Origin of the sequence: Mesorhizobium sp. WSM4989 (assembly GCF_029625795.1) — a bacterium.
Classification (GTDB): domain Bacteria; phylum Pseudomonadota; class Alphaproteobacteria; order Rhizobiales; family Rhizobiaceae; genus Mesorhizobium.
The window spans coordinates 320,188-341,925 of record NZ_JARTVN010000002.1; the positions used below are offsets into that span (position 1 = coordinate 320,188).

At 63.7% G+C, this 21,738-nt stretch carries 15 protein-coding genes and 1 tRNA gene; 7 read left to right on the forward strand and 9 right to left on the reverse strand.

The window, feature by feature from the left end:
• Positions 1–688: 688 nt before the first annotated feature.
• Positions 689–763: transfer RNA gene (locus tag P9217_RS14290), tRNA-Val, on the reverse strand.
• Positions 764–978: 215 nt separating this feature from the next.
• Positions 979–1,341, reverse strand: coding sequence for a response regulator (locus tag P9217_RS14295; RefSeq protein WP_006199474.1), 363 nt, complete (start codon positions 1,339–1,341; stop codon positions 979–981).
• Between the two features lie 165 nt (positions 1,342–1,506).
• Here P9217_RS14295 and P9217_RS14300 point away from each other — a divergent pair, with 165 nt between their 5' ends.
• Together P9217_RS14300 and hisN are read left to right on the forward strand one after the other, a co-directional pair.
• On the forward strand, positions 1,507–2,448 hold the full coding sequence (locus tag P9217_RS14300) for an N-formylglutamate amidohydrolase (protein WP_067002532.1): 942 nt from the start codon (positions 1,507–1,509) through the stop codon (positions 2,446–2,448).
• Between the two features lie 304 nt (positions 2,449–2,752).
• Entirely contained in the window at positions 2,753–3,526 is a 774-nt protein-coding gene (gene hisN, locus P9217_RS14305) for a histidinol-phosphatase (RefSeq protein ID WP_278087103.1), read from the forward strand.
• Between the two features lie 20 nt (positions 3,527–3,546).
• Here the strand turns inward: hisN and P9217_RS14310 are convergent, their stop codons facing one another.
• Positions 3,547–4,503, reverse strand: a complete 957-nt coding sequence (locus tag P9217_RS14310) for an alpha/beta hydrolase (protein WP_278087104.1) — start codon at positions 4,501–4,503, stop codon at positions 3,547–3,549.
• A gap of 464 nt (positions 4,504–4,967) precedes the next feature.
• On the opposite strand from P9217_RS14310, the gene P9217_RS14315 reads away from it, so the two are divergent.
• On the forward strand, positions 4,968–5,435 hold the full coding sequence (locus P9217_RS14315; protein ID WP_278087105.1) for an Hsp20 family protein: 468 nt from the start codon (positions 4,968–4,970) through the stop codon (positions 5,433–5,435).
• Positions 5,436–5,615: 180 nt separating this feature from the next.
• On the opposite strand, the gene P9217_RS14320 is transcribed toward P9217_RS14315, so the two are convergent.
• The gene (locus P9217_RS14320; RefSeq protein WP_278087106.1) at positions 5,616–6,668 is read right to left on the reverse strand and encodes a low specificity L-threonine aldolase; all 1,053 of its coding nucleotides are present in this window, start codon (positions 6,666–6,668) and stop codon (positions 5,616–5,618) included.
• Positions 6,669–7,158: 490 nt separating this feature from the next.
• Here P9217_RS14320 and gltB point away from each other — a divergent pair, with 490 nt between their 5' ends.
• On the forward strand, positions 7,159–11,877 hold the full coding sequence (gene gltB / locus P9217_RS14325) for a glutamate synthase large subunit (protein WP_278088293.1): 4,719 nt from the start codon (positions 7,159–7,161) through the stop codon (positions 11,875–11,877).
• A gap of 150 nt (positions 11,878–12,027) precedes the next feature.
• On the forward strand, positions 12,028–13,482 hold the full coding sequence (locus P9217_RS14330) for a glutamate synthase subunit beta (protein WP_278087108.1): 1,455 nt from the start codon (positions 12,028–12,030) through the stop codon (positions 13,480–13,482).
• 38 nt (positions 13,483–13,520) lie between these two features.
• Here P9217_RS14330 and P9217_RS14335 read toward each other — a convergent pair whose 3' ends face one another.
• The gene (locus P9217_RS14335; protein WP_278087109.1) at positions 13,521–14,735 is read right to left on the reverse strand and encodes a DUF459 domain-containing protein; all 1,215 of its coding nucleotides are present in this window, start codon (positions 14,733–14,735) and stop codon (positions 13,521–13,523) included.
• Between the two features lie 115 nt (positions 14,736–14,850).
• Positions 14,851–16,071, reverse strand: a complete 1,221-nt coding sequence (locus P9217_RS14340) for a lytic murein transglycosylase (protein WP_278087110.1) — start codon at positions 16,069–16,071, stop codon at positions 14,851–14,853.
• 224 nt (positions 16,072–16,295) lie between these two features.
• Here P9217_RS14340 and galU point away from each other — a divergent pair, with 224 nt between their 5' ends.
• Positions 16,296–17,201 carry a UTP--glucose-1-phosphate uridylyltransferase GalU gene (gene galU / locus P9217_RS14345; protein ID WP_095777124.1) on the forward strand — a complete coding sequence of 302 codons (906 nt, stop codon included), beginning with the start codon at positions 16,296–16,298 and terminating at the stop codon, positions 17,199–17,201.
• A 69-nt stretch (positions 17,202–17,270) separates the two neighbouring features.
• Here galU and P9217_RS14350 read toward each other — a convergent pair whose 3' ends face one another.
• Positions 17,271–19,058: an outer membrane beta-barrel protein gene (locus tag P9217_RS14350; protein WP_278087394.1), complete on the reverse strand. Its 1,788-nt coding sequence runs from the start codon at positions 19,056–19,058 to the stop codon at positions 17,271–17,273.
• Between the two features lie 161 nt (positions 19,059–19,219).
• Between P9217_RS14350 and P9217_RS14355 the strand changes: the two genes are divergently transcribed.
• Positions 19,220–20,221, forward strand: a complete 1,002-nt coding sequence (locus P9217_RS14355; protein WP_278087395.1) for a KpsF/GutQ family sugar-phosphate isomerase — start codon at positions 19,220–19,222, stop codon at positions 20,219–20,221.
• A 66-nt stretch (positions 20,222–20,287) separates the two neighbouring features.
• On the opposite strand, the gene P9217_RS14360 is transcribed toward P9217_RS14355, so the two are convergent.
• A complete protein-coding gene (locus tag P9217_RS14360; RefSeq protein ID WP_067325928.1) occupies positions 20,288–20,752 on the reverse strand; it encodes an NfeD family protein in 465 nt (154 codons plus the stop codon).
• A gap of 28 nt (positions 20,753–20,780) precedes the next feature.
• Positions 20,781–21,731, reverse strand: coding sequence for an SPFH domain-containing protein (locus P9217_RS14365; RefSeq protein WP_067002512.1), 951 nt, complete (start codon positions 21,729–21,731; stop codon positions 20,781–20,783).
• Positions 21,732–21,738: the final 7 nt, after the last annotated feature.

The following is a 21,738-nucleotide window of genomic DNA, read 5'->3' on the forward strand; positions in this document are numbered from 1 at the left end:
CAGCTGGAAGGGTTGGCACCGCCGTCGTCGACTATCAGGCCGACCGATCGGCAGTAGCGCATGTTCCCGCAGGCCGAGGTCTAGTCTAGACCCCAGTGACTTTGCGAGAAATCCGCTTCAACCGGTGCGGATCGATCTGCGGTTCTGTGTCGATGAGCTTCTGCCTCGAACGATTGATCACATCTCTCGTTTGGGCGAGGAGCTTCCTGTCGCTCTCGGCTTGAAGAGGGCGCGGGCGTGGATTGTCGGGAATTCGGTCTCGCACGACGCGTCTCGGGTCTTGGTTCAGACGGGAACGCGGTCGCTGTCTCTCAGCCGCCGGCGTCCTTTGCTAGTTGCCGACGATGAAGGTTAACTTGCGAGCGTCAGATCAGTTGCACGGTGCGTTAGAGATCTTCTGGGCCTTGCCGGAATATCCAGGCTCGCTCTCGGGCCGACTGCAGTTCGCTACGGATCCGTCGCGCTTGTTGCCGTTCGGCGTCGACTTCGGCTCGAAGCCGATACCGCTCGGCGCGCAATTTGATGGAATCTATATAAACCTTCCAACTCGTCTTCGGCCATTGCAGCCAGTCCCCATTTGGCGTGCAACGGAACGCGTCCGCTTTGGTTCCGGGGTCGCGGTTGGAAATCTTCGACCCGGAGTTTCTGTGCCAATCGGCACATTGGGTTAGCTAAGTGATTGAAAGGATGGTGGGCGTGACAAGGATTGAACTTGTGACCCCTGCAATGTCAATGCAGTGCTCTCCCGCTGAGCTACACGCCCATCCGAAGCCGCGCATACACCATTTTTGGTCCGGCGCGTCAATAGCAGGAACGAGAAAAGAAAGCTCGGTTTCGCCGCAGCGGCGGAAGCGCCAAGCCTAAAGCGCGTCGCGTCGAAACGGGTTCGAGTGACGCGCTTAGATCTTTTGTTTAGTTGATGTCGTTTTCCCAGCCGCTGCGCCGTTTTGGACGACATGCGTCGGCCGGAAAAACCCTTTAGGCCGCCTGAAGCATCTTCTCGACCTCGTTGACGAGATCGCGCAGATGGAACGGCTTCGACAGCACCTTGGCGTCCTTGGGCGCCTTGGAATCCGGATTGAGCGCGACGGCAGCGAAGCCGGTGATGAACATGACCTTGAGATCCGGATCGATCTCAGTGGCGCGGCGGGCAAGCTCGATGCCGTCCATCTCCGGCATGACGATGTCGGTCAGAAGCAGCGAAAAAGGCTCTTCGCGCAGCCGCTCATAGGCGCTGGCGCCGTTGTCGAAATCGCTCACCTGGTAGCCGGCGCGTTCCAGCGCCTTGACGAGGAACCGGCGCATATCGTCGTCGTCTTCCGCCAGAAGAATGCGTGCCATCGTATCCCGTCCGAATCACCCGCCCCAAGCCTGCCGCCGGGCAAGCCCGTTAACCATCCTGTATATGAGGAGGAGACGGTAAACATCAAGTGAACGTTGGCCTTGTCGCGACCACTACGACTGTGCGTTTCGCGGGGCTGAAATGCTGGACATGCCGGGCGCAAGATGGCAGTTTCGCATCATGATGCAGTGCTTCGTCCTGGTTCGTTCAAATTGAAGACGGCAGCCGAGGATTTTTCGGTCACACCACCCTTCGAAATCCGATCGGGCGCCGAGCAACGCGTAGCTTTCCTGTTCAACTCGCCGCATAGCGGCCGCCATTATCCCGAGCGCTTCCTGGCCATGGTGCGGCTCGACCGCAACGCCATACGCCGCTCGGAGGATTGCTATGTCGATGAACTGTTCGGCGGCGCCGTGGCGCTCGGCGCGCCGATGCTGGCGGCAAATTTCCCGCGCGCCTATCTCGACGTCAACCGCGAACCGTGGGAACTCGATCCGCGCATGTTCGCGGAGCCGGTGCCGTCCTTCTGCAATATCCGTTCGGCCCGCGTCGCGGGCGGGCTGGGCACCGTGCCGAAGCTGGTGGGAGAGGGGCTCGACATCTATCCCGGGCGTCTGCCGCTCTCCGAGGCCGTGGGACGCATAGAGGCCGTCTACAAGCCCTATCACGAGACGCTGAAGCGGCTCTTGACCAGGACCCACGCCAGGTTCGGCTATGCCGTGCTGATCGACTGCCATTCGATGCCGGCCAGCGTCCGGGTCGGCGACAATGGCGCGCGGCCGGACTTCATCATCGGCGATCGTTTCGGCATTTCCGCCAGCGCCGCTCTAACCGAGAGGGCGATCGGCCTGCTCACCGGAATGGGCTACGCTGTCGCGCATAACAAGCCTTATGCCGGCGGCTTCATAACCGAGCATTACGGACGGCCGGCGCGTCATCTCCACGCGCTGCAGATCGAGGTCAATCGCGGGCTCTACATGAACGAGCGGACATTCCAGAAATCGGCTGGCTTCGACGCTTTAGCCGACGACCTGACGCGGTTTTCGGCCGAACTGATTTCGATGCCCGGCCATCATTTCCTCGACCTGCCGCTCGCCGCCGAATGACGGCGGCGCTGGGAACCGCAGCTCAAAAAAAGACCGCATCGTTTTCACGACACGGTCGAAGTCTAGGGAGGAAACGCCCAAGGAGGGCATGGACAGGATAAGCTGTCCGAGAACAAAAGTATTGTGCGATGCACAAATGTCAATCGACTTCAGGCTTTTTTAATTCAATATCATGTGCAAATCCGGTTTCGGCGCCTGACGTGTGACTTTGAGGCAACAGGCGAGGGCGCCTGACCCGGTTTCACGATCCGGTCCGGCAAGAAGACAGCAGCTGCCGGATGGTTGCCGCAACGGGGAGAGTGGGTTGGATATCAGCATCGACTTCATGCGGCGCATCGCGCGTGCCGCCGCCGCCGAGACCTTGCCTCGCTTCCGCAGCCAGGCCGCAGTCGCCAATAAGCTGGCGGAGAGCTTCGATCCGGTGACGGAGGCCGATCGCGAGGCCGAGCGGGCGATCCGGGCGCTTATCTCGGCGGAATATCCCGATCACGGCATCCTCGGCGAGGAGCATGGCAGCGAGAACATTTCGAGCCGGCATGTCTGGGTCATCGACCCGATCGACGGCACACGCGCCTTCATTTCCGGCCTGCCGGTCTGGGGAACGCTGGTCGGACTGACGATCGACGGCGATGCCGTAGCCGGCCTGATGTCGCAGCCCTTCACCGGCGAGCTGTTCTATGCCAATGCCTCCGGCTCGCATTACGAAGGCCCGGGTGGCCCGCGCAAGCTCGCGACGCGCAAGACGACGGAGCTTTCGCACGCGACCCTGTTCACCACCACGCCGGCGCTGTTCAAGGGCGCGGCGCGCAACCGCTATGACGCGTTCGAGAAACAGGTGCAGCTCGCCCGCTACGGCACCGACTGCTACGCCTTCGCCATGGTGGCGGCGGGCAGCGTCGATATCGTCGCCGATCCGGGTTTGAAATCCTACGACATCGTGGCGCTGATCCCGATCATCGAGAAGGCGGGCGGCGTCGTCACCACCTTCGAAGGCGGGCCGGCAGAAAACGGCGGCGACATATTGGCGGCGGCGACGCCGGAATTGCACGCCGCGGCAATGGCGGCGCTGCGCGGCTGATCCGCGGCGTCGTTCCGTGATCAGGCAGCGTCGCCGGTTCCCGGAACAAAAGCATCGAAGGCCGCCAGGAGCTGCTCGCGAAAGAGATCCCTCTCTTGCAGGATCTCATGATGCGCGCCGTCGATCATCAACAAAGAGCCGACGCGAAGCCGTCTGGCATAGGATTCGACCGCCTTGGTAGAGACCACCTGGTCGGCGCCGGCGGCGACGATCAGCGTCGGTACCTGGATCCTTGCCATGAAATCGGGGTCGCTGACCGCTTCCGCGGCTGCGGCTGCGGCCTTCAGCCAGCGGATGGTCGGACCACCGAGTCCAAGGTGGGGCCAGGCCCTGTAAATGTCGGTATTGCGCCGGTAGCGCTCCGGGTCGGACGTCACCTTGTTCATTTCGAAGGGCGTCGGCAATTTCGGGCGCGGCCCCCAGGCGGCATAGAGGCGGCCGAGGCCCAGCGCGCAGAACACCGCGCAGACGCGCCTTATGGTGGCGATCGAAACCCGCAAGTCGGGCACGGCCAGGAAAGGCGCGATCAGCACCATGCGCCGCACCCGGTTGACCATCGACGGCGAGGCAAGCAGCGCGATCACTGCTCCCGTCGAATGGGCGAGGATGTAATAGGGACCGCGGCAATCGGGCAGCACGATCTCCTCGAAGAACTGCTCGAGATCACGGGTGTAGTCACGGAAGCTGCGGACATAGCCGCGCTGCCGGTCGCGCAGCAGGCGGCTGGAATCGCCCTGGCCGCGCCAGTCGAGGGTGGCGACGCCGAAGCCGCGGTCGGCGAGATCGCGGATGGTCTCGAAATATTTCTCGATGCACTCGTTGCGGCCGGTCAGCAGCACCACCGTGCCCTGGAGCGGGCGGGCGACGGCGGCGAAAACGCCGTAGCGGATCTTCCTGCCGTCGCGGGTGGTGAAGAAGCCGCCGGCAGCGTTCTGCGGCGGCGGGTTGCCCTCAGTCAGATAGAAAAGGTCCGTCATTCGGCGCTTCGTTGATTGCTTCTTGCCCGAGCGGGCCAGGCGTCGCCACGGTGATAGACGCCCATGCGCCAAAAGCAAAGGGTCCGGGTTGGCGCGCTTCCCTGTAAGGGAAGGCCGGAAGCGCCTGCGGCGCGCTTCCGGCCTCTGTCGATCCGGGAGGAAGGGACGTTGCACCCGGTTCGGCCTCGTCGCGGCGCACCGATCGAGGCGCCGCATGTCCGTTATTGTGACTGCAGCCTAGCGAGCCCAGGCTGAACGGATGCCGAAGCCTCGGTTCATCTGGCGTTCATCGAGCGAAAAAATCGAAGGGAAAGTTGGTGCGCGAACTTCTTGAAATGGGCTTTTCCGCTTCCCAAATGGAGGTTGCGGCCGCCGACGTCGGGGCCGCTGGCCTATCCGGAACGCCTTTCGAGGGTTTCGTACCGGGTCAACGCAAACCATGTTGCTCAACAGGAGAACACATCATGCGTCACGTTGATTTTTCCCCGCTTTATCGTTCGACCGTCGGTTTCGACCGGCTGTTCACCATGCTCGATACGCTCGGCCAGCCCGAGAGCGCGCAGACCTATCCGCCCTATAACATCGAGCGCACCGGCGAGAACGCCTATCGCATCTCGATGGCGGTTGCCGGCTTCTCGGAAGACGAGATCTCGATCGAGGCGCACCGCAATGTGCTGACCGTCAAGGGTGAGCGCAAGGAAGAGAACAATGGCGAGGGTTCGGAGCTGCTCTATCGCGGCATCGCTTCGCGCGCCTTCGAGCGTCGCTTCCAGCTCGCCGACCACGTTGAGGTCGAGGGCGCCACGCTGAAGAACGGCCTGCTCTTCGTCGACCTCAAGCGCAACATTCCGGAAGAGCTGAAGCCGCGCAAGATCGCGATCACCTCGTCTTCGGACAGGGCCAAGCAGATCGAGGCCAAGGCCGCCGCGTAAGCCGCGGGCTCCATGTAAGAAACGTCTCCCTCCCGAGACGAAAGCGGCGCCGAAGGGCGCCGCTTTTTTGTGACACTAATCCAGCGTCAGAAAATCAACGCGGCGACATTTCGCCGATGTTTTCTGGCGTTTTTGATCCTGCTTGGCCTCGAACTGTCGCTGCGGCCTTTGCTCGCCTGATCATTGCGAGAGGAGTTGGCCGAGACGGTCGATCTCTTGCGTGGTGGTGGCGAAGCTGGCGACGAAACGGTAGATCGCTTCCTTGTCGCCGAGATGGCCTTCGAAACCCTGCGGCACGCCCCATTCATAGAATTTGGCGCCGGCGGTCTGCAGCTTTTCGGCAAGAGCGCGGTCGAAGATTGCGAACACTTCGTTGGCCTGCGGCAGCCAGGCGAGCCTGCCCGCCGGCGCGTCCTCGATCGTCTCGGCGAGATGTGCCGCCATCGCATTGGCATGCCGCGCCATCCTCAGCCAAAGGTCGTCGGTGAAATAGGCTTCGAATTGCGCCGAGATGAAGCGCGCCTTGGAAAAGGTCTGTCCGGCGCGCTGGCGAAGCAGGCGCAGATCCCGGCCGACTTCCGGGTTGAAGATCACCACCGCGTCGGCCATCCAGCAACCGTTCTTGGTGCCGCCGAAGGAGATCAGGTCGACGCCGCTCCTCCAGGTCATTTCCGCCGGCGTGACGTCGGTCGCGGCAATCGCATTGGCAAAGCGCGCGCCATCCATATGCAGTGGCAGCTTGTGCCTGCGGCTGACCTCGGCGATCGCCTTGACGTCGTCGACGGTGTAGACGGTGCCCACCTCGGTCGCCTGGGTGATCGTCACGGCCATCGGCTGGCCGGCCGGCGCAAGATCCTGTGAATAACGCCTGATGGCGTCGTCGAGAGCCTGCGGGTTGATGCGCCCCAGGGGACCCGCAACCGGCGTCGTACGAGCGCCGCCGGTGTAGAAGCCCATCGCTCCGAACTCGTCGACATTCATATGCGCTTCGGAATGACAAAGGGCGATGCCGCCGATACGGTTCAACGCCGCCATCGAAAGGGCGTTGGCCGCGGTGCCGGTGGCGACGAAGAACACTTGAACATCGCGCTCGAAGATCTCGCTGAAGCGATGGTAGACGGTGCGGTCCAAGTCGCCGTCGCCATACGCGGTCGCGATGCCGGCCGCGTGGCGGGAGAGGTTCGCCGAAATGTCGGGATGAACGCCCGCCCAGTTGTCGGATGCAAAGAACATCGAGAGGTCCGTATTGTGATTGGCAGAAAGCGGCGCGACTTGACTGCTTTGGCGCCCGAAGCGCAAGGGCCAATCTTTCGCAAAACGGTGAAGCCAGCCGGGCCGTAACGACTGACTAGAGGTTGCGTTTTCCGATCCCTTCGCGAAATTTTGTGTCGCGGCACGCCCAAGAATTTTGTGAATCGGTCTTGTGCAGGTGCGGGATTTCTGCCATAAAAAATTTAGGACAGTAGTGCTGTCTTATTTTGTCGCACAAAACAGGCTGGACTGGCATATCATCGCTGCCATTCCGGCTATTGTCGCGAGCGGCGGGTAGACGGCTCCGCTCTGGCCTGTACGATACCGGATGCGAACCGGGCGTATGGCCGCATGGTTCGGCAAGAATTTCGCGAGACGTGCAGCAAGGACGAAGGGAAGCATCGTGCTTCCCAAGGCAAACCAGCGCCCCGAGGGAAATCACCGCCAAGGGTGCGGAACGGAGGACAGGACGATGACGGAACTGACGCCATCTGCGATCAACGGCCAGGCCGCGCAGACGAAAGCGGCAGCCGTCAAAACTGGTACCATCGCCAATGGTTTGATCGCGCAGGGCCTCTACGATCCGCGCAACGAGCATGACGCCTGCGGCGTCGGCTTCATCGCCAACATGAAGGGCGTAAAGTCGCACCAGATCGTCGAGGACGGTCTGGCGATGCTGGAAAACCTCACCCATCGCGGCGCTGTCGGCGCCGATCCGCTGGTCGGCGACGGCGCCGGCGTGCTGGTGCAGATTCCGGATCGGTTCTTCCGCGATGAGATGGCCGCAAACGGCGTCGAACTGCCGCCGGCCGGCCAATATGGCGTCGGCCACTGGTTCATGCCGCAGGACGCAGCACTTCGCGCCCATATCGAGGACATCATCGCCGAATCGGCCCAGTCCGAAGGGCTGCCGCTGATCGGCTTCCGCGACGTGCCGGTCGATAATTCGTCGCTGTCGAAGGCGCCGGAGATTGTCGCCTCCGAGCCGTTCCATCGCCAGGTGTTCATCGGCCGCACGGCCGAGATTCCGGACGACGAGGAATACGAGGCGAGGCTCTACCTGCTGCGCAAGGTGATCTCGGGCCGCATCTATGCCGAGAACGACAACAAGGATGTCGGCGCCTATTGCGTGTCGCTGTCGGCGCGCACCATCGTCTACAAGGGCATGTTCCTCGCCTACCAAGTCGGCGCCTATTACAAGGACCTCAAGGATCCGCGCTTCGACACGGCGCTGATCCTCGTCCACCAGCGCTTCTCGACCAACACCTTCCCGTCATGGAAGCTGGCGCATCCCTATCGCATGGTCGCGCATAACGGCGAGATCAACACGGTGCGCGGCAACAACAACTGGATGGCGGCGCGTCAGGCCTCGGTCGATTCCGAGCTGTTCGGCAACAACATCTCGAAGCTGTGGCCGATATCCTATGAAGGCCAGTCCGACACGGCGTGCTTCGACAATGCGCTCGAATTCCTGTTTCAGGGCGGCTATAGCTTAAGCCACGCCATGATGATGCTGATCCCGGAAGCCTGGGCCGGCAACAAGCTCATGGATTCCGACCGCAAGGCGTTTTACGAATACCACGCCGCGCTGATGGAGCCGTGGGACGGGCCGGCGGCGGTCGTCTTCACCGACGGGCGGCAGATCGGCGCGACGCTCGATCGCAACGGCCTGCGTCCGGCTCGCTACATCGTCACCGACGACGACCGCGTCATCATGGCTTCGGAAGCCGGCGTGCTGCCGGTGCCGGAGGAAAAGATCGTGCAGAAGTGGCGGCTGCAGCCCGGCCGCATGCTTTTGATCGATCTGGCCAAGGGCCGCATCATCTCCGACGAGGAGATCAAGTCGGAGATCGCGACCAGGCACCCTTACAAGACCTGGCTCGCCAACACGCAGTTGATTCTTGAAGAGCTGAAGCCGGTCGAGCCGCGGGCGCTGCGCAAGGATGTCAGCCTGCTCGATCGCCAGCAGGCCTTCGGCTACACACAGGAAGACACGAAGCTTCTAATGGCACCGATGGCCACTACCGGCCAGGAAGCGGTCGGCTCGATGGGCACCGACACGCCGATCTCGGCGATGTCGGACAAGTCGAAGCTGCTCTACACCTATTTCAAGCAGAACTTCGCTCAGGTCACCAATCCGCCGATCGACCCGATCCGTGAGGAACTGGTGATGAGCCTGGTGTCCTTCATCGGGCCGCGGCCGAACATCTTCGACCTGATCGGCACATCGCGCCGCAAGCGGCTTGAAGTGCGCCAGCCGATTCTCACCAACGGCGATCTCGAGAAGATCCGCTCCATCGGACACACCGAGGACCGCTTCGACACCAAGACGATCGACATCACCTACGGTTCGAACGAGGGCGCTGCCGGCATGCAAGGCGCCATCGACCGGCTCTGCGAGCGCGCCGAGGCGGCGGTCGCGGGCGGCTACAACATCATCATCCTGTCCGACCGCCAGGTCGGGCCGGACCGCATCGCCATTCCGGTTTTGCTGGCGACGGCGGCGGTGCACCATCACCTGATCCGCAAGGGCCTGCGCACCGCGGTCGGACTGGTCGTCGAATCCGGCGAGCCCCGCGAGGTGCATCATTTCTGCTGCCTGGCCGGCTATGGCGCCGAGGCGATCAACCCCTATCTCGCCTTCGACACGCTGCTCGACATGCACAGGCGCGGCGAACTGCCGGAGGAGGTCGACGCATACGAGGTCGTCTCCCGCTACATCAAGTCGATCGGCAAGGGCATCCTCAAAGTGATGTCCAAGATGGGCATCTCGACCTACCAGTCCTATTGCGGTGCGCAGATCTTCGACGCCATCGGGCTCAAGTCGGACTTCGTCGAGAAGTATTTCACCGGCACCGCGACGCTGATCGAAGGCGTCGGGCTGGACGAGATCGCGACCGAGACTCTCAGCCGCCATACCGATGCCTTCGGCAACGACCCGGTGCTGCGCAGCAATCTCGAGGTCGGCGGCGAATACATGTTCCGCATGCGCGGCGAGGCGCATATGTGGTCGCCGGATGCGGTCGCCAGCCTGCAGCATGCCGTGCGCCAGGGCTCCTGGGACACGTTCAAGGAGTATTCGGCGCAGATCGACAGCGCGACAGCTAGAGCGCAGACCATCCGCGGCCTGTTCGAGATCAAGCTGGCGGAAGAGACCGGCCGCAAGAAGGTCGCGATCGAAGACGTCATGCCGGCGGCCGAGATCGTCAAGCGCTTCTCGACCGGGGCGATGTCCTTCGGTTCGATCTCCCGGGAAGCGCACACCACGCTGGCGCGCGCGATGAACGCCATCGGCGGCAAGTCGAACACCGGCGAGGGCGGCGAAGAGGCCGACCGCTATCTGCCGCTGCCCGGCGGCGGCAAGAATCCGGAACGCTCGGCGATCAAGCAGGTCGCGTCGGGGCGGTTCGGCGTGACGGCGGAATATCTGGTCAATTCCGATGTCATGCAGATCAAGGTGGCCCAAGGCGCCAAGCCCGGCGAGGGCGGTCAGTTGCCCGGACACAAGGTCGACGCCACCATCGCCAAGGTCAGGCATTCGACCCCCGGCGTCGGCCTGATCTCGCCGCCGCCGCATCACGACATCTATTCGATCGAGGATCTGGCGCAGCTGATCTACGACCTGAAGAACGTCAACCCGGCGGCCGATGTGTCGGTCAAGCTGGTCTCGGAGGTCGGCGTCGGCACGGTTGCGGCGGGCGTCGCCAAGGCGCGCGCCGATCACATCACCATCTCCGGCTACGACGGCGGCACCGGCGCTTCGCCGCTGACCTCACTCAAGCATGCCGGCAGCCCGTGGGAAATGGGCCTCGCCGAGACGCATCAGACCCTGGTGCTCAACGGCCTGCGCTCCCGCGTGGCGCTGCAGGTCGACGGCGGGTTGCGCACCGGCCGTGACGTCATCATCGGCGCGCTGCTCGGCGCCGACGAATTCGGCTTCTCGACCGCGCCGCTGATTGCGGCCGGCTGCATCATGATGCGCAAGTGCCACCTGAACACCTGCCCGGTCGGGGTGGCGACGCAGGACCCGGTGCTGCGCAAGCGCTTCAAGGGCACGCCGGAGCATGTCATCAACTTCTTCTTCTACGTGGCGGAGGAGGTGCGCGCGCTGCTTGCGGAAATGGGCTTCACCCATCTCGACCAGATCATCGGCGACACCGACCTTCTGGAGAAGCGCGACGTGATCCAGCACTGGAAGGCGCGCGGGCTCGACTTCTCGAAGATGTTCTTCAAGCCGGAGGCGCCGCCTGAGGCGCTGCACTGGACCGAGCGGCAGAAGCATCCGATCGACGACGTGCTCGACCGCAAGCTGATCGAGCTGGCAAAGCCGGCGCTGGAAGCCAAGCAGCCGGTCAGCATCGAGCTACCAATCCGCAATGTCGACCGCTCTGCCGGCGCGATGCTGTCGGGCGAAGTCGCCAAGCGCTTCAAGCACAAAGGCCTGCGCGAGGACACGATCCAGGTCAAGCTCACCGGCACGGCCGGCCAGTCTTTCGGTGCGTTTCTCGCGCGCGGCGTTTCCTTCGAGCTGGTCGGCGCCGGCAACGATTATGTCGGCAAAGGCCTGTCGGGCGGCCGCATCGTCATCCGGCCGCCGGAAGAGGCCAAGATCGTCGCGGCCGACTCGATCATCGTCGGCAACACGGTGCTCTACGGCGCGACCGAGGGCGAGGCCTATTTCGCCGGGGTCGCCGGCGAGCGCTTCGCGGTGCGCAATTCCGGCGTCGTTGCCGTCGTCGAAGGCGTCGGCGACCATGGCTGCGAATACATGACCGGCGGCATCGTCGTGGTCATCGGCAAAACGGGCCGCAACTTCGCCGCCGGCATGTCGGGCGGCGTCGCCTATGTGCTCGACGAGAAGGGCGATTTCGCCGAACGCTGCAACATGGCGATGGTCGAGCTGGAGCCCGTTCCGGAAGAGGACGACCTGATGGAGAAGCTGCTCCATCATGGCGGCGACCTCGACCATAAGGGACGCGTCGACGTCTCCGGAGACATGACAAGCCATGACGAGGAGCGGCTCTATCAGCTGATCTCGAACCACGTCCATTACACGGGCTCGGTGCGCGGCCGCGAGATCCTCGACAATTGGGCAAGCTTCCGGCCGAAATTCCGGAAAATCATGCCGGTCGAGTATCGCCGCGCGCTGATCGAGATGGAGCGCATGCGCATGAGCGTGGCGGCGGAATAGGCTTTGGGCACGGCCGAGGAGACGCCCGGCCGGCATCCTCACCAACAATCCTGACCTCGGACCAAGGTTGCCACGGCGTCCTTATGAGGTTAACGGGTGCGCCGACAAGCTAGACTTGCGAGCGCGCCTTCGGACAGCAGGGACTGGACTATGGGCAAGGTAACAGGGTTTCTCGAAATCGACCGGCAGGTGCAGAAGTACCAGCCTGCCTCGGATCGCATCCGGCATTTCCGCGAATTCACGCTGCCGATGTCGGACAAGGAGGTCGAGAAACAGGCCGCGCGCTGCATGGATTGCGGCATCCCGTTTTGCCATGGGCCGACCGGCTGCCCGATCCACAACCAGATCCCGGACTGGAACGACCTCGTCTACAATGGCGACTGGGACAGCGCGATCCGCAACCTGCATTCGACCAACAATTTCCCGGAGTTCACCGGCCGCATCTGCCCGGCGCCTTGCGAGGAAGCCTGCACGCTGAACCTCGAGGACATTCCGGTCGCCATCAAGACGGTCGAGCAGGCGATCGCCGACAAGGCCTATGAAACCGGCCACATCCGGCCCTACCCGCCGGAAAAGAAGACCGGCAAGCGGGTTGCCGTCATCGGCTCCGGGCCGGCCGGCATGGCCGCCGCCCAGCAGCTCGGCCGCGCCGGCCACGATGTGCATGTCTATGAGCGCGAGAGCCGGCCGGGCGGGCTGATGCGCTACGGCATTCCCGACTTCAAGATCGAGAAGCATTACATCGATCGCCGCATCGAGCAGATGCAGGGCGAGGGCGTGAGTTTCCATTGCGGCGTCAATGTCGGCGTCGACAAGCCGGTTGCCGAGCTCCTCGCCGAGCACGACGCCGTGCTCTATTGCGGCGGCTCGGAAACGCCGCGCCCGGCCAACATTCCGGGCGACGATCTCAGCGGTGTCTATGATGCCATGCCGTATCTCGTGCAGCAGAACCGCCGCGTCGGCGGCGAGCCGATCCAATCGGTGGCCTGGCCGTCACATCCGATCATCGCCGGCGGCCAGCATGTCGTCGTCGTCGGCGGCGGCGACACCGCGTCCGACTGCATCGGCACCGCCTTCCGGCAAGGCGCGGTGCGCGTGACGCAGCTCGACATCCGTCCGCAGCCGCCGGAGAAGGAAGACAAGCTCGCCGTTTGGCCTTACTGGGCGACGAAGATGCGCACGTCTTCCTCGCAGGCCGAGGGCGCGGAGCGCGAATTCCAGGTGGCGACCCTCGAATTCATCGGCGAGGACGGACAGCTGACCGGCGTCCGCTGCTGCGAGGTCGATGAGAAACGCAAGCCGATCGCCGGCACCGAGTTCGTCATCCGCGCCGATCTCGCCTTCATCGCCATCGGCTTTGCCGGTCCGGCGAACGACAGCGTGATGAAGGAGCTGGACGGCGAGATAAAAATGGTCACCGACAGCCGCCGCTCGCGCAACGTCGAGGCCGACGACCGCGACTACAGAACCAGCATAGACAGGCTCTATGCCGCGGGCGACGTCCGTCGCGGCCAGTCGCTGGTGGTGTGGGCGATCCGCGAAGGCCGCCAGGCAGCGCGCGCGATCGACGAGGCGCTGATGGGGTCTAGCGTACTCCCCCGCTGAGTCTACCTGCAGCCACGATGGGCTCTTCCGTTGCGGCCCTACCGACGCACCGCTGTCGAGGTCTCCGATGAAGCGGTCGGCGTCTTCGGCGGCCAGGAAAAATCGTCGGCTCGGCCGGGCGAGGCGACGGGCGCCTTGCCCTCGACGGTCAGCTTTTCGCCTGGAAGATTCGGATCGGCCTTGGCTGGCGGTGCGGCACCCAGCAGCTCGGTCCCGCCGTCGAGCGCGGGGTCGCTGAGCAGCATCGGCGCGGTGCGGTCGACGATGACAGGGGCCGCGGCAGGCTTCGATACCTCGACCGGAGCGCCCGCCGGCGCGGAAATCGTGGTGACGCTTCCGGGTGCCGCCAGCCCGAGGATCTTGGCCAGCGGCTTTTCGGTGTAGAAGGCAAGCTTGCGCTTGCCGGCCTTGGTCACATTGATGCCGTCGTCGGAGCGCAGGCGCACCGGCTGGCCGTTGATGTCCGGACCGGAGGTGACGAAGGCGCCGTTCTCGTCGACGAAGCCGTCCCAGACATCGACGAACTCGCCGCCATGGGTCTGTGCGGCTGAATGATAGATGTCGTTGAAGGCGAGCATGTCCGAGGTCATTTTTGCCGCCCCGAACGCCGGCATGCCGACCCACAGGAACGGCACCTTTGCATCCTGAATGGCCTTGCCCAGCGCATCGGTGCGGTGCTCGTATTCCTTGGTCCAGTTCTCGGAGCGCGGCTGCTCGCGGACGTCGCCGACGCGCATCTGCTGGCGGTCGTTGGAGCCAAGCATGACCACCACGACGGACGGCTTCTCCGTCTCGATCAGAGACTTGATCTCGACCGGCCAATTGTAGAAATCGTCACGCACGAAGCCCGACGAGCCGTTGCTGCGCGAAACGATCCTGACCGCCGGATTGTCGGCGAAGGCGACGTCCAGACCCTCGGCGAGCCCGCCCGCCAGAAAATCGCCGACCACCAGCACGACGCGCGCATCCGGCGCCTTTTCGACGACCGGCGCCTCCGGCTCGGCCGGCGGGCGCGGCTTGGGTTTTCTGGCCTTCGGCTTCGGCCTCACCGGCTGGACATTGGCAGGAGGTTCAATGCGCTCGCTGCGGCGCGGGAAAAGAAGATCGCGCAGCGACCAGCCGCGGTTTCCGTCTTCCTGCGCGAAAGCCGGGGTATGAAAGGCGCTCGAGCCGGCGACGGCAAGCACGGCGATGGCCAGGACGAGAATCGGCAGGCGGCGAACGATCAGCCAGACACGCGCGACCGTAACCAATGAAAGTCTCCATCCTTGGCGCATGACAACGTAAAAAGCCGGCAAGTCATGCGCAGGCCGCAGCGCTACAGCATCCTTTCCGCTTTTGAAAGGATGCTTGACGCCATGGGCGGCTCTATTGCTTCCGGAGCCATTTCAGCACTTCCAGGCTCGGATAGCCATCCTGGCTCAAGCCTACCTTCGCCTGGTAGGCCATGATGGCGGCCTTCGACCCCTCGCCGATCTTCCCGTCGAACTTGCCGTCATAATAACCGTGCTCGGAAAGCCGCTTCTGCAGTTCCTGCCGTTGCTCGAAGCTGAGCTTGGTGAACGGCCGCTGCCAGTCCTGCACAAGCCCGGTGCCACCGGCGATTTCGTCGGCGAGCAGGCCGACGGCCAAAGCATATTTGTCGGCATTGTTGTAAGCCTTGATGACCGAGAAATTCCTGATCATCAGGAAGGCCGGTCCGCCCCTGCCGTCCGGCACCTTGAGCGTCGCCTTGTCGCTCAGGTTCCTGAACGGCTTGCCGTTGGCCCTGACGACCCCGAGCGCCTGCCACTGCGCCAGCGTCTTCGATCCGGCCGGCAGCTTGCCCGGCGGCAAGGTCACTTCATAGCCCCAGGTCTTGCCGGCCTGCCAGCCGTTCTTCCTGAGCAGATTGGCGGCAGTCGCCAACGCGTCGGGTATCGAATTCCAGATGTCGCGCCGGCCATTGCCGTCCATGTCCACCGCGTAGTGCTGATAGCTGGTCGGGATGAACTGGGTCTGACCCATCGCGCCCGCCCAGGAACCCATGAGATGGCTTTCGTCGATGTCGCCGGTCTGCAGGATCTTCAGCGCCGCGATCAGCTGGGTTCGGGCATATTTCGAGCGCTTCGGGTCGCCATAGGCAAGGGTCGCCAGCGAACGGATGACATTGCGCATGATGTCGTCGCGCTTGAGGATCTCGCCATAGTTCGATTCCATCGACCAGATGGCGAGAAGGATATGGCGATCGACACCGAACCGTGCCTCGATCCGATCCAGCCATGGCTTCCATTTGCGCGCCATTGCCTGACCATTGGTCACCGACTGGTCATGCACCCGGTTGTCGAAATAATCCCAGGCGGGGGCGGTGAATTCCGGCTGGGTGCGGGCCTTTTCCAGCACGACCGGGTCGGGCTCGATGCCCCTCATGGCCCTGTCGTAGACTGCGCCGGAAACGCCGCCCGAAACCGCGGTGGCACGAAAGCCCGCGACCCACTGGCGGAAACCCGCATCGGCGAAAGCGGGTCCGGCGGGCATCAGCAAGGCAAGCGTGAGGCCCGCGGCCGTCAAAAATGCCGCCAGGCGCCTTGCGCTGTTGCGAACGGACATCCTTTTCCTCCTTCATCAAAATTAGGAAGGATCATTCAACGCCGAAGCCGGTTAGTATTTAGTTTACCATAGGTGCCATTAGGAACGAAAAGAGAGGTCGGTGCTTTAACTTTCGATTTTCAAGCCATCCGCTCGGATAATTCAACATTCCGGCGCGAAAATGTTCGGGGGGATTGCGGAGCGGATGGCCGCGCGGATAATGGGCTTAAACGGATGGGTGGAGCATGAAGCGAGTTCGCAAGGCAGTTTTCCCGGTCGCCGGTCTCGGCACACGGTTTCTTCCGGCCACCAAGGCCATCCCGAAGGAGATGCTAACGGTCGTCGACCGGCCGGTCATTCAATATGTGGTCGACGAGGCGCGCGACGCCGGCATCGAGCATTTCATTTTCGTGACCGGGCGCAACAAGGCGGTCATCGAGGATCACTTCGACGTCCAGTTCGAGCTCTATGATACGCTCGCCCAGCGCGGCAAGGACGACCAGCTCGCCCGCCTGCAGCGGCTGCAGCCAGCGCCGGGCCAGACCAGCTTCACCCGCCAGCAGGTGCCGATGGGGCTTGGCCATGCCGTCTGGTGCGCGCGTGAGCTGGTCGGTGACGAACCGTTCGCGCTGCTTTTGCCCGACATGATCATGCAGTCGGAAAAAAGCTGCATGAAGGATATGGTCGAACTCTATGCCGAGACCGGGAACAACATCATCGCCGTACAGGAATGCGACCCGGCCGAGGCCCATAAATACGGCATCGTCGGCCGTGGCGAGGACACCCATCACGGTTTTCGCATCACCGGCATGGTGGAGAAGCCGAAGGCTGGCACGGCGCCCTCCAATCTCTTCATCAACGGGCGCTACATCCTGCAACCGGAGATTTTCGGCATCCTCGAAAGCCAGGAGCGCGGCGCCGGCAACGAGATCCAGCTGACGGATGCGATGCTGAAGCTGGAGAAGCAGCAGGCCTTCTACGGCTATCACTATAAGGGGCGCACCTTCGACTGCGGCTCGCCGGAAGGCTTCGTCGAGGCCAATGTCGCCTTCGCGCTCTGGCGCAGCGACATGAATGCGAGCATGGCCGGGGTCATCCGCACGCTGCTGGATGAGGTGCGGCCGGCGGAGCGGATCGGCGCCGCTTCCTAGGTGCTGGCTAAGCGGAGCGGATCCTTCGGATCTCCGCGTCCGCATCGCTGGCGCGAGGATGACGAAGTGTCAGCGCTGCACCTTCAGGCCGAGATAGACGCTGTTGGCGACATAGTCGCGACCGGGAAGGTTGCTGGTGAGCTTCTCCGTCCTGATTCTTGTGGTGAGGCCGGCATAGCGGTTCAGCCACCAGGTCAGGCCGGCCTCGGCGCTCAGGACCAGATCGTGGCCATCGGAGCCGATGTAGTCGCGCCAATCGAGCCCCAGCGCTGTATTCGCCGTCAGGTTGGCGCGGACCTGCCGCTCGCCGGTGAGCCGGCCCGAATAGAGGAGGTCGCCGCTCTCGTTAGCGATGGTCGTGGTCTCGACCGTGGTTCTTCCGGTCAGCCCGATGATGGTGCCGCGCTCGGGCGACCATCTGAGGTCGGCGTTGACGTAGGGCCCCGCAATCGCCGGCAGACGGTCGTCGTCGATGCCTTCGCGCAGCCATCCGACGGAGAACTCGCCGGAGAGCTTCTCGCGCATGTCGAGCTCGAGGCCGGCACGCGCGCCGAGCCGCGTCGAGGAGCGCTCGAAACCGTTGCTGTCGAGGCGCAGATCGTAGATCCGCCGGCCGGCTTCCACCTCAAGGAATGGCGTCATGGCCGGTGAGACCTGGTAGCCGGTACGCAAGGTCGCAGAGTAGAGTGTCGAGTCGCGATCCTTCAGCGACAAGACGGTGCCGTCCGAGAGCTTGGCGTCGCCGTAGAAGTCATGCGAGACCGCGCCGGTCAGCGCGTAGCGCATCTTGCCGACATCCTTCTCGATGCCGAGGCTGCCGTCGACCGTCTGCCGCAGCGGCTGTGAGGTGACGCCGGCAATCGCATCCGGCGAGGACGCCGATTCCGGCACCGCTTCATACCCGAGCTTGGCGATGGCGCGCAGTTCATTGTCGAGGTCGACAGTGAGCTGGCCTTCGATCCGGCCCTGCGCATCGTTGATCTTCTGGCCCGAAAGCGTGTTGCGAAAAAGGCCGTAGCCGTCGACGACGGCCGAATTCTCGCGCCAGTCGGAGGTGGCGGAGAAACGCAGCGCGGTTTCGGACAGCACAGCCGACCTGCCGCCGGCGCTGGCATCGGCATTGGAAGTCGCGGTGAGGCCTTGCTCGAGTGTCGGACGGAAGACAAAGGTCCCGACCTTGATGCCGGGGGCGGCGAAGGCATCGTCCTCCAGCTTCACTTTCTGGCCCTCGATCGATCCTGTGCGCTCCGCGCCGGGATCGAGCTTCTGCCGGTCGACGCTGTCGATGGTGACGGCGCGGCGGTTCGCGCCGTCATCCTCGGTGGCCGCCGTTTCGGCCTGATCGCCGGTGGCGGCCTTGGCCGTGCTGTCGGTCGTCTGGCCAGGCTTCTTCGTGGCCTTTTTCTTGTCGGCCGCCTTGGCATCGCTTTTCGCCTTGGCACCCGCACTCTGCCTTGCAGTCGAAGGCCGGCGCGGCGCGGCCATTGTTTGATTGTCGGCGAAGGGGTCGTCCGTGGCTCGCGGCTGGTTGAGGATGCTGCCCTCCGCGCCCCCGGTCTGGTCGTCGTCGGGCACCGCGCCTGGGCTTGCCGGCTCATAAGGGTTGGCGGGCGTCTGGTCCTCAGCCATCTGGGTCGCTGGAACCGCTTGATCCAGCGATCCCTGCGGGCGCAACTGTCTCGCCTTGCGTTGCTGGTCGGCCAGGATTGCCGATTCGGAGACCTCGCCGCGCAACTCGGTTTCCTGCGAAAATGCCGGCACTGTGCGCAGCAAGGCGACGATGCTTGCCGTCAGCAAAAGCGCTGCAACGGCAATGCACTTCCGGCCCTTTTTCGTATCTGGCTCGCCGCCGAACATCATCACCACTGCTTGCGCGGCGCAGGCGCGCCATACTTACCGGACCGTAAATGCGGATGGTTAACGGAGGGTTGAAACAGGCCAAGGCCCCCTGTCCGCGACGCACGCGAGACGGGAATTCCGTTGGACAGGCGGGCGACATGGCGCTAATGGCATCTGCCATGCACGCGGGGTCCTCAGAAAGAAAGCAGCCGGACAGGCAGGCAGCGATTGAATCGGCGCTGAGAACGGTGGCGACGGAGCAGGCCGGCATGGCCGCGCTTGCAGCCGCTCTCGGCAACGGCTTGTCCGAACCGTTCGCTGCCGCAGTGGATGCCATCGCGCGGATCGAGGGCCGCGTCATCGTCACCGGCGTCGGCAAGAGCGGCCATATCGGCTCAAAGATCGCGGCGACGCTCGCCTCGACCGGCACGCCTGCCTTCTTCGTCCATCCGGCCGAGGCCAATCATGGCGATCTCGGCATGATCGCCAGGGACGACGCCATCATCGCCATGTCGTGGTCGGGCGAGAGCAGGGAACTGATGGGCATCGTCGCCTATTCCAGACGCTTTTCGATCCCGCTGATCGCCATCACCTCGGGCGAGAATTCGGCGCTGGCGCGCGCCGCCGACGTCGTGCTGTTGCTGCCGGCCGCGCCGGAGGCCTGTCCGCACGGGCTGGCGCCGACGACATCGGCGCTGCTGCAGCTGGTCATGGGCGACGCGCTGGCGATCGCGCTGCTCGAGGCGCGCGGCTTCACGCCGGACCATTTCCGCACCTTCCATCCCGGCGGTCAGCTCGGCGCCAACCTGATGCAACTGCGCGAGATCATGCATGTCGGCGAGCGGCTGCCGCTGGTGCCGTCGGGCACGGGAATGCGCGAAGCGATCGTCGAACTGTCGCGCAAGGGTTTTGGCTGCGTGGCGATCACCGGCGCCGACGGTGCGCTGATCGGCATCATCACCGATGGCGACATCCGCCGCCACATTGCCGATGATCTTCTGTCGATGAACGTCGATGAGGTGATGACAAAGAAGCCGAAGACGGCTGCCCCCGACACGCTGGTGGCGACGGCGCTGCAGACGATCAATACGTCGGCCATCACCAGCCTGATGGTGGTCGAGGCCGATCGCCCCGTGGGGCTGGTGCATCTGCACGATCTGCTGCGCATCGGCGCCGCCTGAGATGGGCGAGACTCAGGACACGCAGGCCTGATTCCCAAACGGCTTCAGAATAGGAAACCCGCAAACTCAGACGGCCTCCACCGTCAGCTCCAGATCGGTGTCGGCGGCGCCGGTCACACGCACCTGGGTGCCGACGGGCAGGTCCGGGCCGGAGACACGCCACAGCGTGTCGCCGAGGCGGATGCGGCCGCGGCCATTCTTGATGGGCTCGGCCAATGTCGCCGTGCGGCCGACCATCTGAGCGCCGCGGCGGTTGAGCAGCGGCTGGTCCGCATTGACGGCACGATCGCCCACCAGCTTCTTGCCGACGAAGGCTGAGACCAGAGAGAGCACGAGGAAGGCGAGCACCTGGAGCTGCCAGGTCCAGAAGGCAGCGTCCCAAATCAGCAGCGATACCGCGCCGATGATCAGCGCGGCGATGCCGATCCACAGCATGAACACGCCGGGCGCCACGATTTCCATCACCAGCAGCACGAAGCCGAGGACCATCCAGTTCCACGGCCCGAGTTCCGAGACGATGCGATCAATCATTGACGTTCTCCCACCCAGATGGCGTGACTCAATTGTCCGACGGTCGCACGAGCGGCGTGCGCGCCCCCTGACGTTGCGGGCCGGAAGGGCCGTCGGCCTTGAACACTTCGCGGGCGATCTCGCCGATGCCGCCGAGCGAACCGATCAGCGATGAGGCTTCGAACGGCATGAGCACGATCTTGTTGTTGCTGGACGAGCCGATCCTGGCCAGCGCCTCGGTGTATTTCTGCGCGATGAAGTAGTTGATCGCCTGCACGTCGCCCTTGGCGATGGCTTCCGACACCACCTGGGTCGCCTTGGCCTCCGCCTCGGCGGAACGCTCTCGCGCCTCGGCATCGCGGAAAGCGGCTTCCCTGCGGCCTTCGGCCTCGAGGATCTGCGACTGCTTCATGCCTTCGGCGGCCAGGATCTGGGCGCGCTTGTCGCGCTCGGCGATCATCTGGCGGCTCATCGAATCCACCAGATTGGCTGGCGGGTTGATGTCCTTGATCTCGACGCGGGTGATCTTGATGCCCCACGGGTGCGCGGCCTCATCGACGACGCGCAGCAGCCGTTCGTTGATCGCATCGCGGTTGGACAGCAATTCGTCGAGATCCATCGAGCCCATGACGGTACGGATGTTGGTCATGGTGAGGTTGAGGATGGCGTTCTGCAGCCCGGAGACCTGATAGGCGGCCTGCGGGGCATTCAGCACCTGGTAGAAGGCGACGCCGTCGACGCCGACGATTGCATTGTCGCGGGTGATGATCTCCTGCGTCGGGACATCGAGCACCTGCTCCATCATGTTCATCTTGGCGCCTACGCGCTCGAAGATCGGGTTGATGATGTTCAGGCCGGGCGTCAGCGTCTTGGTGTAGCGGCCGAAACGCTCCACCGTGTAGTTGTAGCCCTGCGGCACCGTTCTGATGCCTTTGAAAAGAAGGATGATGACGAGGAATACAAGAACAATGATGGCAATATCGAAACCGCTAAACCCCATTTCGTTT

Excerpts from the sequence above, each read along its gene's own strand:
- P9217_RS14295 (WP_006199474.1), bottom strand. The coding sequence starts at position 1,341 with ATGGCACGCATTCTTCTGGCGGAAGACGACGACGATATGCGCCGGTTC.
- P9217_RS14300 (WP_067002532.1), top strand. The coding sequence starts at position 1,507 with ATGGCAGTTTCGCATCATGATGCAGTGCTTCGTCCTGGTTCGTTCAAA.
- P9217_RS14310 (WP_278087104.1), bottom strand. The coding sequence starts at position 4,503 with ATGACGGACCTTTTCTATCTGACTGAGGGCAACCCGCCGCCGCAGAAC.
- P9217_RS14315 (WP_278087105.1), top strand. The coding sequence starts at position 4,968 with ATGCGTCACGTTGATTTTTCCCCGCTTTATCGTTCGACCGTCGGTTTC.
- P9217_RS14320 (WP_278087106.1), bottom strand. The coding sequence starts at position 6,668 with ATGTTCTTTGCATCCGACAACTGGGCGGGCGTTCATCCCGACATTTCG.
- gltB (WP_278088293.1), top strand. The coding sequence starts at position 7,159 with ATGACGGAACTGACGCCATCTGCGATCAACGGCCAGGCCGCGCAGACG.
- P9217_RS14330 (WP_278087108.1), top strand. The coding sequence starts at position 12,028 with ATGGGCAAGGTAACAGGGTTTCTCGAAATCGACCGGCAGGTGCAGAAG.
- P9217_RS14340 (WP_278087110.1), bottom strand. The coding sequence starts at position 16,071 with ATGTCCGTTCGCAACAGCGCAAGGCGCCTGGCGGCATTTTTGACGGCC.
- galU (WP_095777124.1), top strand. The coding sequence starts at position 16,296 with ATGAAGCGAGTTCGCAAGGCAGTTTTCCCGGTCGCCGGTCTCGGCACA.
- P9217_RS14350 (WP_278087394.1), bottom strand. The coding sequence starts at position 19,058 with ATGTTCGGCGGCGAGCCAGATACGAAAAAGGGCCGGAAGTGCATTGCC.
- P9217_RS14355 (WP_278087395.1), top strand. The coding sequence starts at position 19,220 with ATGCACGCGGGGTCCTCAGAAAGAAAGCAGCCGGACAGGCAGGCAGCG.
- P9217_RS14360 (WP_067325928.1), bottom strand. The coding sequence starts at position 20,752 with ATGATTGATCGCATCGTCTCGGAACTCGGGCCGTGGAACTGGATGGTC.
- P9217_RS14365 (WP_067002512.1), bottom strand. The coding sequence starts at position 21,731 with ATGGGGTTTAGCGGTTTCGATATTGCCATCATTGTTCTTGTATTCCTC.